The sequence below is a fragment of the Levilactobacillus sp. FUA 3915 genome (assembly GCF_044053135.1).
In the GTDB taxonomy this organism is placed as follows: domain Bacteria; phylum Bacillota; class Bacilli; order Lactobacillales; family Lactobacillaceae; genus Levilactobacillus; species Levilactobacillus lanxiensis.
The window spans coordinates 907,470-920,706 of the sequence record NZ_CP168704.1; the positions used below are offsets into that span (position 1 = coordinate 907,470).

Annotated in this window: 12 protein-coding genes, 1 tRNA gene and 1 pseudogene; 2 read left to right on the plus strand and 12 right to left on the minus strand. The window is 49.5% G+C overall.

The features are described 5' to 3' along the window. Positions 1-92: 92 nt before the first annotated feature. Entirely contained in the window at positions 93-899 is an 807-nt protein-coding gene (locus ACEPST_RS04410; protein WP_204120446.1) for a MerR family transcriptional regulator, read from the plus strand. A 98-nt stretch (positions 900-997) separates the two neighbouring features. On the opposite strand, the gene ACEPST_RS04415 is transcribed toward ACEPST_RS04410, so the two are convergent. From ACEPST_RS04415 to ACEPST_RS04425, 3 genes are all read right to left on the minus strand, one after another. Next, a complete protein-coding gene (locus ACEPST_RS04415; protein ID WP_204120447.1) occupies positions 998-1,654 on the minus strand; it encodes a DUF1275 family protein in 657 nt (218 codons plus the stop codon). Between the two features lie 126 nt (positions 1,655-1,780). Then, positions 1,781-2,713 (minus strand): pyrimidine-specific ribonucleoside hydrolase RihA, encoded by a 933-nt coding sequence (rihA, locus tag ACEPST_RS04420; RefSeq protein ID WP_204120448.1) that lies wholly within the window; start codon positions 2,711-2,713, stop codon positions 1,781-1,783. A 121-nt stretch (positions 2,714-2,834) separates the two neighbouring features. Next, a tRNA-Gln gene (locus ACEPST_RS04425) sits at positions 2,835-2,906 on the minus strand. A 317-nt stretch (positions 2,907-3,223) separates the two neighbouring features. Here ACEPST_RS04425 and ACEPST_RS04430 point away from each other — a divergent pair. Further along, complete coding sequence (locus tag ACEPST_RS04430; RefSeq protein WP_204120449.1) at positions 3,224-4,201, plus strand: LacI family DNA-binding transcriptional regulator; 978 nt, start codon at positions 3,224-3,226, stop codon at positions 4,199-4,201. On the opposite strand, the gene ACEPST_RS04435 is transcribed toward ACEPST_RS04430, so the two are convergent. The 9 genes and pseudogenes from ACEPST_RS04435 to ACEPST_RS04475 all read right to left on the minus strand — a co-directional run bounded on the left by ACEPST_RS04435 (position 4,193) and on the right by ACEPST_RS04475 (position 13,137). Next, a complete protein-coding gene (locus ACEPST_RS04435) occupies positions 4,193-4,822 on the minus strand; it encodes a pentapeptide repeat-containing protein (protein ID WP_204120450.1) in 630 nt (209 codons plus the stop codon). The two genes, ACEPST_RS04430 and ACEPST_RS04435, sit on opposite strands and share 9 nt — an antisense overlap. A gap of 384 nt (positions 4,823-5,206) precedes the next feature. After that, a pseudogene (locus tag ACEPST_RS04440) lies at positions 5,207-5,641 on the minus strand (RNA-guided endonuclease TnpB family protein); the annotation flags it as partial. A 26-nt stretch (positions 5,642-5,667) separates the two neighbouring features. Continuing rightward, positions 5,668-6,443, minus strand: a protein-coding gene (locus tag ACEPST_RS04445; RefSeq protein ID WP_096109514.1) for an IS5-like element ISLpl3 family transposase whose coding sequence is annotated in 2 segments (ribosomal slippage) — positions 5,668-6,119 and positions 6,119-6,443 — 777 coding nt in all. Because the reading frame shifts where the segments join, the coding sequence is not laid out codon by codon here. Positions 6,444-6,493: 50 nt separating this feature from the next. Then, positions 6,494-7,210 carry a hypothetical protein gene (locus ACEPST_RS04450; RefSeq protein WP_395425080.1) on the minus strand — a complete coding sequence of 239 codons (717 nt, stop codon included), beginning with the start codon at positions 7,208-7,210 and terminating at the stop codon, positions 6,494-6,496. 1,014 nt (positions 7,211-8,224) lie between these two features. Beyond that, positions 8,225-8,617, minus strand: a complete 393-nt coding sequence (locus ACEPST_RS04455; protein ID WP_125764212.1) for a VOC family protein — start codon at positions 8,615-8,617, stop codon at positions 8,225-8,227. Between the two features lie 13 nt (positions 8,618-8,630). Further along, entirely contained in the window at positions 8,631-9,338 is a 708-nt protein-coding gene (locus ACEPST_RS04460; RefSeq protein ID WP_225893650.1) for a fructose permease, read from the minus strand. Positions 9,339-9,428: 90 nt separating this feature from the next. Next, entirely contained in the window at positions 9,429-10,430 is a 1,002-nt protein-coding gene (locus tag ACEPST_RS04465; RefSeq protein ID WP_125764208.1) for a zinc-dependent alcohol dehydrogenase family protein, read from the minus strand. Positions 10,431-10,455: 25 nt separating this feature from the next. Then, complete coding sequence (scrK, locus tag ACEPST_RS04470; RefSeq protein ID WP_204120452.1) at positions 10,456-11,331, minus strand: fructokinase ScrK; 876 nt, start codon at positions 11,329-11,331, stop codon at positions 10,456-10,458. 693 nt (positions 11,332-12,024) lie between these two features. Next, positions 12,025-13,137 carry a glycerol dehydrogenase gene (locus tag ACEPST_RS04475; protein WP_395390533.1) on the minus strand — a complete coding sequence of 371 codons (1,113 nt, stop codon included), beginning with the start codon at positions 13,135-13,137 and terminating at the stop codon, positions 12,025-12,027. Positions 13,138-13,237 lie beyond the last annotated feature (100 nt).

Consider the following 13,237-nt stretch of genomic DNA (forward strand, 5'->3'; position numbering starts at 1 on the left):
AATCTCCATTTCTTTTTTGATTTGCTTAATCAATAATCTTAGTATAGAGTGTGACGTAACGTTACAGTCAAGAAATTAATTGGGGTGAATTCATGTTAACCATTCAAAAATTTGCAGAACTAGCCGGCACAACGCGGCGAACGCTCATTTTCTACGACCAAAAGGACCTGTTTCACCCAAAAAAGGTCGCGGAAAATGGCTACCGGTACTATGATTACGACCAGTTGTACACGGTCACGTTCATTTTAGAATTACGTCAGCTCGGCCTCTCCATTTCAGAAATCAAGTCCCTGAACGCCAGCCACTCGTCGAATTCACTAAATACGAACCTGAAGTCCGTGCTGGACAAAATCAACCAACAGATCGATAACCTGACGTTGCTTAAGGAAACCCTGACAACGCGCTTTGATCAACCGGCACCCGCGGAAACGCTCCCGCAAAACCGGCCATTCACGGCCACTGAGACGGCCACTTTATTCTGCCGATCCCGCCAATCCGTCGCCTGCACGGAAAAGGAAATCGCCGAAATTTACGCTGATTTTTATCAACAATTGGGTAAGCTCAAGCTGGTTAATCGCCAGGACTCAGGCTTTTTGACGCAGTTACCCGGCAGCGATGCCAACGGCTACCCGACCGCCTCATTTTGTATTTTGAAGGCTGTGGCCGCCCGTACCAACACCCAGGACCTGCCGCTCCTCAAGAAACCAGCAGGCCAGTATGTCAGCATCGACACCACGAATGATACCAAGCACATCTGCCTGGCATTGACCATCTTGGCCGCCTACATCCAAAAGAATCAGCTGAAAATCGACGACCAGCTGTGGCAAATGAACCTGGACGAATCCTTCACCAGTAAGGGCTCCTCCAACCTGGTGCGGCTACAGTATCAACTGCTTTAGCCGGCCATTTCTCCTTTAGACGAACAAAAACTGTGAGTAGCCAGTCAGACGACTTGGACTACTCACAGTTTTTTTAGTCTAATAATTTCAAGATTACGCTAGTGTTTCCACTTACGACGATGGTTTTGCTGATACTGCCAAAAGATCAGGCCAGCCAATAATAAGATGGGGACTAAGACCGTGTACCCCGCCAGTAGCTTGCTAAAAGCCGCTACCAGCACAGCACCCAGGGCAAAGCTTCCCATTACTGCCAAGCCATTCTTGGCACGTTGCCGTGCATCGCGGTCGCGAAAATGACCAACCGCCAGTAACGTTGTCGCCATGTCCCGTGGGTTTCTGTTGGGCAGGAGCTCCCGGAATCCCTCGAGTTCCACTGCAGCAGCCAACGACAGCAAGGCCGTCGCCACCCAGTTAGGCACCACGTCGGTCGTTGCTAGAACTACGATCAGCACACCAAACTCCAGCCACAGAGCCACATTTTGACTGTCCCACCGCCGCTTGGCCAACAGGCGCTGTAAGCCTTGAACCAGGCCAATCCCGATACCAAAGGCCAGTAACGCTGTTAAATAACGGCCCATCTCAGCTAGTTGGAGGTGGCCAAAGTTCAGCCCCAACAGTAATAAATTCCCCGTTTGAAAGCCCGCAAAGACCGCCCCATGTTCCAGGTAGGTATAGGCGTCTAACGCGCCGACAACGGCCGTCAAGCCGCTCCCCCATAACAGCTCCTCATGAGCTGGAAAACCAGTCTGTCTCAAAGTTGTCACCTCTCCGAAAAATTTCGTCTTTTCAGTATAGGTGAAATTGTTTAAGATTTTCCAAGGACAGCCAAAAGTCCCACCGACCGTGAGTGTCTAGGTCAAGTGGGACAAGGGATTTCTCGGCTAGTTAAATGTTTCTAAAGACGTGGTGATCAACCGGATAAAGGCCTCGCGGTCGACATGTAGCAGAACGTCGGTATTCTTTGGCTTACCCGTCAATTCATAGTAGTCACAAACCGTTTCGCCACGAACCAATTCGCCCTGCGTTTCCACATCCACGTTCATCAATTCGCTCTCAAACATGTCGGGATGCAGCAACCACGCAATCGTGCACGGATCATGGAGTGGCGCGCCCTTGAACCCCCATTTAGGATTCTCGTGGTACAGCTCAAAGAAGTTCAGGAGCCCGTAAAAGGCGTGCGCTACGGGATTGTCGATTTGGCCAACGGCTTCGATTTCTGGTTTGAGAATCTGAGCCTGATGGGTCACATTCAGCGGCGCCATCGTCAGTGGAATCCCGGCATTCAAGACAATTTTGGCCGCCTCAGGATCCACGTAAATGTTGAATTCGACCGATGGCGTCCAGTTGCCCAGGCCCATCGCGCCGCCCATGAAGACGATGCGATTGATTTTATTCTTCAGCTCGGGATAGACGCGCAGGAACAGCGCCATATTGGTCATCGGCCCCGTTACTACCATTGTGACGGGCGTGGCGCTTGCCCGCAAGGTTTGGGCCATCAGTTCAATCGCCGTCATGTCCTGCACAGCAAAATCGGGGTCTGGCAGGTCAGCACCGTCCAGCCCACTCTTACCGTGGACATTACCAGCCGTTTCTAGCGGTTTTAACAGCGGCGTACGATTCCCACCAGCTACCGGGATCTCTTGGTGGTGCATCAGTGTTAGCAGCCGCATCGCGTTGTTTAGTGTCTTCTCCGGCGTCTGGTTGCCGGCGGACGTGGTCACGGCCAACAGGTCGATCTCTGGGTTGGCAATCGCCAGCATCATGGCCAGCGCATCGTCGTGACCGGGGTCACAATCTAAAATAATTTTCGTCATTTGGAAAACTCCCATCCTCATCGTTACCCTCATTCTAAACGAAAATGGTAGCGCTTTCTACCGACGACAAAAAAATCCTCGCCATTGCCTACGCAATCGACGAGAATCCACATACTTCTAATTGGGCTAGCTGGGTTCGAACCAGCGCATGACAGGATCAAAACCTGTTGCCTTACCACTTGGCTATAGCCCAAGAATTAAGTCATCACTGACCCAACAGAAATAAATTTTATCATTAAGTAGGGGGGTAGCGCAACCCCTTTTTTGAATTTTTTGTCGGATGAATAGTTGCGTCCTTACCAGTAAACCGCTAACATTACCGTAGACACTATGTTTGGTTGGCTTAATTGGTTGTAAAAAAGGTGCCTTTATCAAAAAATTAGCCCCTACTAATAATTGTGCTTGTGTATAATTCTACAATTGTTAGCTACTGAAAGTCCTATAACTGCCACCAGACGATTTTATTCTTAATATTAATAATCGATTATTAATTACAAGAGGTGAACACATTTGACAGGAAAAGTCACCATTAAGGATGTGGCCAAAGCGGCCGGCGTTTCCGAAGCCACCGTTTCTCGGGCCCTGAGCCACAATCCCCGCGTCAAGCGGGATACGCGTCAAAAGGTTCAGAATATCGCCAGCAATTTAGGCTACCATCCCAACGGCCTGGCCCGCAGCATTCGAGTCCAGCAAACACATACACTAGGCGTCATCATCCCCGATATCTTAAACGCCTTCTTCACCCACCTGAGCCGGGCAATTGAAGACGCGGCTTCCCGGTCTGGTTATGACGTAGTGCTGGTCAACACCGACGAGAGCCTCGCCAAGGAGGCCAGCGCCCTGAACCTCCTCCTGGAGAAGCAGGTCGACGGGATTATCATTACCAGCGCCGGTGGGCCCACCGACTACGCCGCCATTCTTGGCAGTACCCCCGCCGTATTTGTCGACCGCATGCCGCCTAACGTCCAGGATACCCCGTACGACCGGGTGTTGGTCGATAACGTGCAGGGCACCCAAGCCATCGTGACCCGGCTGATTCAGCAAGGCGCCCAACGCGTGGGCATTATTAATAGTGCAGTCTCCTTCACCGCTAGTGAACGGTTGACCGGTTATCAAAAGGCCTTAACCGCGGCTGGGCAAGAACCCGACGCCGCCATTGAGGCCACCGCCCGCGAAGATAATAGTAATGTACAACAGATGACCCGCCAATTATTAATTAATCAAAAATGTGACGGCTTATTTGTTGGCGACAACACCATCATGGAAGAGGTGCTTCGCAAGCTCCCAGACCTGAATCTGCCCCATCTCCAATTGGGGGGCTTCGATGACCAGGACTGGTTCGACTTTCTCCCGCAGCCCATCGTCACGGCCAAGCAGCCTATCGCCGAACTGGGACAGACCGCTATTGACCGGCTCCTGGCCAAGATTGAAGACCCTGACCTCTTACCCAAAGAGATTCGACTGTCCGCAACCACCATTTCACGCTAGGCGGATCCCCAGAAACTGGCTGGCAAAGTAGGCGGCCTGGGTCTCGTTGAGCCGACAGCCATGCAGGTCAAATTCGGTTGCCCGCAGCGTGTCGAACTGGCAGGTGCTCAGGTCAATTTTGTTGAGGCTGGTGTCCGAAAGGTCCGCTTCGTTCAGGTCACAGTCCACAATCTGGACCTTTTTCAGGGTGCTATCCAGGCAATTCAGCTCGGTCATTTTGCTGTGCTGGCAGACGACATCTGTTAATTTTGTGTCGTTAAAATTTGTCAAAGAGAGGTCACAGTCAGTGAAGGTGACCTCTTTTAGTATGCTCCGGTCAAGGGTCGTGCCCACCAGCTTGCAGTTTTGAAACGCGGTTCGAAAGAAGCTAGCACCCGCCAAATCACAGTTTACCAGTGTACAATTTTTCAGAATCACGTCGGTCAGTTCCAGGCGACTGATGGTATCCGCCATTAGCGTCATCCCGGTCAGTGTGGCCTGATCGAACATCACCCGGTCGAGGCTTTGGTCGGTAATGGTTTCCTGTTGTAATTTCACCTGGGCGAGTAGATTATCCTCCGCGCGAGTCACGGCCATGAAGCTCTGTGGTTCGAGGGTCCCCGGAATTTTGGGATCATTCATGTTGGTCAGCTCCTAGTTGATTTTTCTCTAGTATACCGAATTTCAAGGCTTCCAAAATAGTTTCCACGAAAAAAGCGGATCACCCTGACTGGGGTCATCCGCTTTTGCTGATTATTCGTGAACCTTAGCGGCCCTTTGCTGACGCGCCGGGCCGGGATTCGCAAGTTTGATGAGGTGCTCTGAGTTGGTCCACGAATAGTTTCAGCGAGCATTGCTAAGCTGTTTGATGCACTCTGCCAGGAGGTCAATTGTCCCTGAATAAATTCAGAGGCTTGTCGCTCACGTGTCTGACGACACAGTAGTCCAACATGCCTTTTGAGGCACTCCTACTCGTAGTGGCAACATCGTCGGGTAATTGACAGCTACCCGTTTAACTATCAGGATCTACCCAATAGCTGTTAGTTTTTTGATTTTTGGTCGCTGGACACCATTCAACCACTCTTGACCCAGCATTTCGATATTCATTGCCCCTAATCGGTCATCATTACAACGATATTGGCATTGTTTACACCAATACTCGTGAGTATCGTGATGCCGGTTGGTTTTCTCAACCAGTCCACACTTGGGACAGCGTTGTGAGGTGAATGCTGGACTCACTTTCAGAACAGTACTTTGAATAGCCTGAGCCTTGTATGTTAAAAAAGACTCCAGCTGGAAAAAAGACCAGGAACGATGGCTGTTACGCAAAGACTTAGGTAAATCATCTACATTGAATGTTACATTGCTTAAGTCTTCCAAGACAAAAAGTGTATGCGAACCATATAAGGTAACGAGTGTCTTGGCTATCCGGTGATTCACATCGGACATCCAGCGGTTCTCTCGTTGAGCTAGGGTCCGTCTGAAAACTACTTAAGTAAGATGCAAATTGAGGCAATGTAAACCGTAGCCAGATAAACATGAGCGAGCTTATCATAACGCGTTGCAATCCTACGAAAGTTCTTCAACTGATTGAAGAAGTTCTCAATCAAATGGCGCTCACAATAAACGTGGTAATCACAGGTCCACTTGTCTTTGGTATTTTCCTTTGGCGGAATGGTATAGACGGCTGCTTTATCTTTAATATACTGGCGAAGTTTCGCGGTGCCATAGGCTTTATCCGCGATAATATTTGATTGAGAAATATCGAAGCCTTCCAGCAACTCACTGGCAACTTGGCTATCATGTACTTGACCACCTGTTAGGCGAAAACCCAAGGGATTCCCTAATCCGTCAACGAGTGCGTGAATCTTGGTCGTTCGGCCACCTCGACTTAGTCCAATAGCTTGATTTTCGACCATACATTCGGCGTTTTTTTTGCCCCAGTGGCCTTTTGATGCGCTCGAACGATCGTTGAATCTAAGCTCAAGTTTTCCATGTCGGGATTGTCAATCAATTCGAGAAAAACCTGTTCGAACAAGCCTGAACTTACCCAGGCTCGGAAGCGACTATACACCGTTTTCCAAGAGCCATAGCGTTCAGGTAGATCACGCCAAGGAGCCCCGCTGCGCATGAGCCAGAGGATAGCGTTGAGGGCGGTACGGTTGTCTAGGCTTGATGGACGGCCAGTCCGGTATGGCGGGAAGTATCCTTTGATTCGGTCCCACTGAGCATCTTCCAGTTCGTATCGTTTAGGTGTTGTCATCGGAATGCCTCGATTCGTTTTTCCTCAGATTATACCTGAATTTTTAGTTTTCAGACAGTCCCTAGTTGTTTCAACTTTTTCTTGGCAGACTTGGTACCTTTACTCTGCAGTTGTCGACGGATTTCTAAGAACTTCTTTCGCTTACGTAAGACTTTCTGGCCGTCAAAGAACAGTGTCTTACCCAGGTGATCATAGATTGTTGCCAGGAAGCGTAAACCACGGTCAATGCCGACAATCTTCGGACAGCCCTGTTTGTCAAAGTCATCAACTTCTTTGGTGATGCCAATGTGAAGGAACCACTCACCACGACTATGGACTAATCTTGCGGTACCAAATTTCCAATCTCCGTGAAAATAGTCTTCGAAGCCTTTGTCGGTAAAGCATAACTTCGTCCGTTTATCCAGGGTGGTGATTGAAATCTGTTTCATCTCACCCATAAAGGAATAATTTCTTTGGCGAACTAAATCTGCCTGTGGTCGACGAAAATGGATGGGTTTCACCAACCAGTTCAAGTCTCTGGGAACTTGAACCCACTTTTTGTCCTCATTCTTGTACCGGTAAGGATGTTGCTTCATTTGTTCCTGAACCGTTTTGTAACGCGCTGCGACCGTCCGAAAAACAGACTGGACCATCTGACTATTCAACTGTGATTCCTGTCTGAGAACTTGGTACAGCTGATGATTGATTTTTAACCAACTTAACGGGAACCCGTGGTCAAAGATCCATTGACTGACAATATTAGCTAATCGCTGGTACTCTCGGCTCATTGCTAAGAATCCCGCCGACTGTTTGCTGTCTGGATAGAGTCGTAATTTAATCGTTCGGCCTAGTTTAACCAATAGCTACCTCCCCTGAAGATTGGTCTAAGTATAGCATGTTTGGTTACTTGGTAGGGGAACATATGTTTTATAAAGTGTTAAGTTTTAGCATTAATCCCGCGATTATAATCGCAGGTTTCCTGCTAGTTTTTAATGAAGCTCTGTGGGTCGAGGGTCGCTGGAATTTTGGGGTCGTTCATGTTGGTCAGCTCCTAGTTGATTTTTCTCTAGTATACCGAATTTCAGTGGTTCCAAAATAGTTTCCACGAAAAAAGCGGATCACCCTGACTGGGGTCATCCGCTTTTGCTGATTATTCGTGAACCTTAGCGGCCCTTTGCTAACGCGCCGGGCCGGGATTCGCAAGTTTGATGAGGTGCTCTGAGTTGGTCCACGAACGCTTTCAGCGAGCATTGTTACCTGTTTGATGCACCGCCAGGAGATGATCTGGTGCTAGGGACTTGCTCTGGTCCGTTCCATCTGAGACCTGGCAGGCGAAGCCGTCTCACCGGAACAGGTGGCATGCTGGGAGCCAAAGGCGGTCTCCTAGCTTTTTCTCCTGCCTGCGACGGCTAAACCGATTTCGATTACCAACGCCAACAATCTTCAGTACGCCACACCCACTTACTAGTGATCTGTGATTTCAGATAGCGGTACTTCCCCCGACCTGAAATGTTTTGGACTGGCTGGTAGTCGTTGCGTACTGGGGATTGAGTTAATTGGTTAGTTTGACTAATTCTGTATTAATTTATTTCTTAGAGTTGCTTGTTTTGAAAGAGACTTGGTGGGCGTCGGTTCTTTGGACCAGCTCTGCACTTGTCTGTTTCGGAAACTGGCGGCCTCTGAAACGTGCTACATAAGGCAGGTCCCTGCGCTTAGAAAGCTAAAGACCTCCTGCCCGGCGCTGCCGAACAGAAGCCCTTTAGCTCCCTAATGCTCAGGACCTAATCGCCTTATTCCGCACTCTACTTCAAAATCTCACAAAACTCAATCGTCTCATGGTTAGGTCCCAAAATGTTGAAGAACCGAATCCCCTTATCCCAGAAAGATGGGATGGATTGGACTTCGTCATTGACCATGTCTAAGCCCTGTTCCTTGGCGGCGGCAAAAGCCTTGTCGACGTCGGTGGTGTTCAGGGAAATATGGTTGATGGCGCCAGCTTCTGGGTTGGTTGGGTCGCCTTCCCACGTTTCAATCGTTAGGTTGCCGAACCGCATGAAGGCACACCGGTTTTCCCCATTTGGAAATAACCCGGCCCGTTCGAAGCCTAATGATTCGTAGAAAGCCATCGTCTTGTCTAAATCTGCCGTGGGAATCCCCACGTGTTGAATTCCAGTAATAAAATCTTGAACTGCCATTTTTAATTAGCTCCTATTCAATCTTTTGTCCGACGTCAACGGCCTGGTGCTTCAGCTTAGGGAAGACCACTTTATCAGCGATCCCGGTAATCCCACCCTGTGCCAAGAAGGCAAAGATGGTTCCCAGACCAAAGTTGGTAAACTGCCGCGTGATGATCAATGCCACGATGGCCATAATGGTCGGTGGAATGTAGGAAGCCCACATCGCCTTTGCGGCATTCCCCTTGAAATAGCGGAACCGCAAAATCTGCATCAAATCATCGGCGGGATGCAATACTAAGTTGACCCGTTGGTAAATGGAAATCGCAACGGCAATGAACGCCACCCCTAAGAAGTTCAGGGCGATGTACAACACAATCATCCCCGTGCTCCGGGCATCAGGAAGCCCCGCGAACAGCGCTGGATATTTGCCGTCAAAGAAGTCCTCAAACACTTGAATCAACGCTGAGAACGGCACCATGAAGATCATATTCCCGGCAATCCGTTTCCAATCCCAATGATGAATCAGGATGGCATTCAATACGGCCGTTAAGAAGCCCATGATGAGAAATGCCCAGAACAGATTCCAGTGAAAAGCCGTTCCCAAGTTGGCTTCGGCTGCGGACCAATAGGCCGCCCCCAAGAAGGACGGGTGAATCTTGGCGCTCGTGACCAACGTTAACACGTTACCAGCCGAGTTGATGACCAGCGACAGTGCAAAGAAGGCAATGGCCTTGGACATGGAAATCGTCCGCTGGCTACTTACCGTCACGTCGGCACCCGTATTCAAATCGCTTGCTTCTTCTACTTTCACAATAATCCCTTACCTTTACTAGTCACTAACTTTAACGACAGCCTTGCTGACACCAGCAACCTTACCGTTCAAGACGTCTTCAACTTGTTCCAAGCTAACTTCGTGGCTGATCAATGATTCAACGTCCAATTGGCCGCTGGATAACAGTGCGATCCCGTCTTCGAAAGCGTATGGGTTGATGAAGGCCCCTTGGATCTTCAGTTGCTTTTGGTAAACTTCGTAAGTGTTCATCGAGAAGGTTTGGTTAGGCTTACCCACACCAAACATCAGGACTTGCGCACCCTTTTTAGTTGCTTCAACAGCTTGTTCTTGCGTTTGTGGTAACCCAACGGCTTCGATAACCACGTCGTAGTCAGCGGGAATGCTGTCACGCGTCGTGTTGAAGGTGTTGGTCACACCAAATTTTTCCTTGTTGAAGGCTAACTTTTCGTCAACGATCCCAGCAAAGTCGACTTGGTGAACGCCGTAAGCTTGTAATAATTGCACGAATAATTGCCCCATGAAACCATCGCCGATAACCAATGCCTTTTGGTATGGCTTAACGTCTAATAAAGTCATCCCGTGAACGGCACATGAAATGGGTTCAGTCGTGGCAGCGGCCTTTAAGGACACGTTGTCAGGAATTGGGTAAACGACGGATGAAGGTGCCGTGAAGGATTCTTCCAAACCACCATCGCGGGTAACCCCAACGGCGGACAGGTTGTCACACAGTTCTGGACGGTCAGTCCGGCAGTATTCACATTGGCCACAGTAGATGTTAGGGTCAACAGTGACACGGTCGCCAACCTTAACGTTGGTGACGTCACTACCGATAGCGGCAACGATCCCGGAGTTTTCGTGACCTAACACGATTGGGGGAACGGCGTCGGCTGAACCTGGAAGGCCAGCGTACAGGGCGCGGTCGGTCCCACAGATACCTGCGTAGGCAGTGTTAACTAAGACTTCGTTGGGCTTAACTTCTGGCTTTGGTAAATCTTGGATTTCCATCTTTTTGGTTCCAGTTAAAACTAAGGCTTTCATAAATAATTTCTCCCTCTCTTATGTGTTACTTGTTGTACTCGTTGAGTGCTAACGCAAAATCGCCGAGCGTGGCTGAACCATTGTTTTTGACGACGGGCATCACGATGTAATCCGTGAGCTTGCCGACCTCAACGTAGTCATTCAATAACTTAGCAAATTCGTTGCGAACCTTATCCAGGAAGGCTTCACTGACAACCCCGCCACCAAAGACGATTTTGTCAGGCCGCATCATCAACGTGACCTGCAAGGCTGCTTGCGCAACGTAGTAAGCCATGATGTCCCAAACGTGGTCAGTCAACGGCACGTCCTTACCGGGTTTCCCCAGCCGCGCGTCGAACGTTGGCCCACTGACCAAGCCTTCCAAGCAATCGCCATGGAATGGGCAGATGCCGGCGAAATTCAAATCGTCGGGGTGGCGCTTCAGCCGAACGTGACCCATTTCTGGGTGGCCTAAGCTACCGACAAAGTTGCCATTGATGATGGCACCGGCGCCCACACCAGTCCCAATCGTGAAGTAAACCAACGAGTTCACGTTCTCATTGAAGAGTGTGGACATCACGTATTCGCCGTAAGCGGAACCGTTAACGTCGGTCGTCCAGTACATGGGTACATCCAAGTCCTGCTTGAGTCGACCGATGAAATCGGTGTCGGCCCAGCCGGGCTTTGGTGTGTTGGTGATATAACCATACTTAGGTGAGTTGTGACGCAGTTCAATCGGGCCAAATGATGAAATGGCAATGGCCTTCAAATCAGGAAACTGCTTAAAGTAAGCGATGGTTTTGCTTAAGGTTTCTTCCGGGGTGGTGGTTGGGATCCGCACCTTGTCTTTCGTCTGGTAATCCTCGTTACCGATTGCACAAACAAACTTGGTTCCCCCTGCTTCAATACTTCCGAGTTGCATATTTGCTACCTCCATATTATCGCCGGGGGCCGTGACCCGCGGCACCGTATTAACTAAGTTATGATGACTGATACAGTCATTTTTAAATCGTTTTCAGTATAGCAACCACATCGGTCAATTTTAAGGCTTTTTCACAACTAAAATTTTCAGAAAATCCGAGGAAATCACGGTCTGACGGAAATACAATCGATTTCATTTTTCGTGAAATTCGTCACTTATGCACAAAATATCGGCGAATTGATCATTTTCTGGAGGCGCTTACATTTTATTTCATGCTAAAAAGAGTGAGACAGAAGGCGGTTAGCCGGCGAGCATTAAGGCTGATACCTAAATAATCCTGGGCTTGGATTGTTTGGGTATCAGTTTTAAGTGGAACCGGCTGTCTTCTGTCCCACGTTTCGGCCATATAAAGTTAGCTAGCAAAAAGGACCTGGGGAGCCAGGTCCTTTCGATAAAACTAAGTTAAACTGCATCCCTTTTCTTCTATAAAGGTTGCCAGGAATTCTCGAACAATGATTTGCTTAAGTACGTTGGACTAGTTCTTCGCGAGCATATCCTGGTCCTGGCGGCCTCCGAAACGTGCCACTACCGGGCAACTGGTTCCGCTTAACAACCCTAAGCAAATAACCCAAGACCGGAGTTATTCCCTTAGCGCCGTTAATGCTCGCCAGCTAACCGCCCTTCGTAGCACTCTTACTCCGCACTCTTTCTTTCCTGGTAAGCGCGACTATAAGCATCCACCTCGCGCATCGCTTGGGCGACGTCGTCTGGCGTGACTTCAAACGGCATGCGGCTCATGGTGTCTGCTGGGGCCGTTGCTTGTTCACCGACCTTGAGCAAATCTTCATCGGTAGCGTCTGGAATCTTTAGGTCTGCTAAGGTCGTTGGTAGACCCAAGGACAGATCAAAGTCCAGGTAACGGTCGAATTCTTCTTCGCTCCGGCCTTCCAAGAAGAGCTGGGTCAAGGTGCCGTACGCAACCTTTTCCCCGTGGGTCAGGTCGTGGATCGGGCCGTCTAAGGCGGTCAACCCATCATGAATGGCGTGCGCAGCGGACAACCCACCACTTTCAAAACCGACCCCACTCATCAAGGTGTTGGCTTCCACGATTTTGTTCAGAGCGCTGGTGACGGCGTGTTGCTTCACAGCAGCTAATGCTAAGCGGCCGTACTTGAACAACGTGTCTTCACATTTTTGGGCAATCGCATTGCCGACCAAGGTCTGCTTAGCGCCCAACATGGTGTCGTTGTCACCCTTGGCAACCGCTTGGGCTTCAACGTTAGTCGCTAACGCATCGGCGATCCCAGAAGCTAACAAGCGCGCTGGTGCCCCGGCAACCAAACGCGTATCGATCAAGACCAGGTCAGGGTTCTTGTCGTAGAAGCGGTAAGCCTTGAAGGACCCATCTTCGTTGTAAATAACGGATAACCGTGAGCAAGGTGCATCGGTTGAGGCCAGTGAAGGCAAGATAGCCACTGGCACTTTGAGGTTGTCGGCGATAGCCTTGGCTGAATCCAAGGTCTTCCCGCCACCTAAACCGATGATGACATCGGCGCCAAATTCAGCCGCGATTCCGGTAATCCGGTCAATTTCTTCTGGTGAAGCTTCACCATGGAAAACAACCTTATGAACATCAAACTTGTTATCACTTAAGTAGTCTTTGAACTGGTCACCCACAATTTTGTAAACTGCGGTATCGGCCATCAGGATTGGCTTGCGGCCTAATTTTTCTAAGTACTGAACACTGTCGAACAAAACATCCTTGCCTTGTACATATGAAGCGGGACTCCCAAACATTTGTGTCATCAAAAATCGCTCCTAACTGTATTCATTCTAGCGCCAAGTCACTGTCCTCAATAAAAAACGGAATCGTGACCAACTATGTGTGATTACCTTCACAACACCT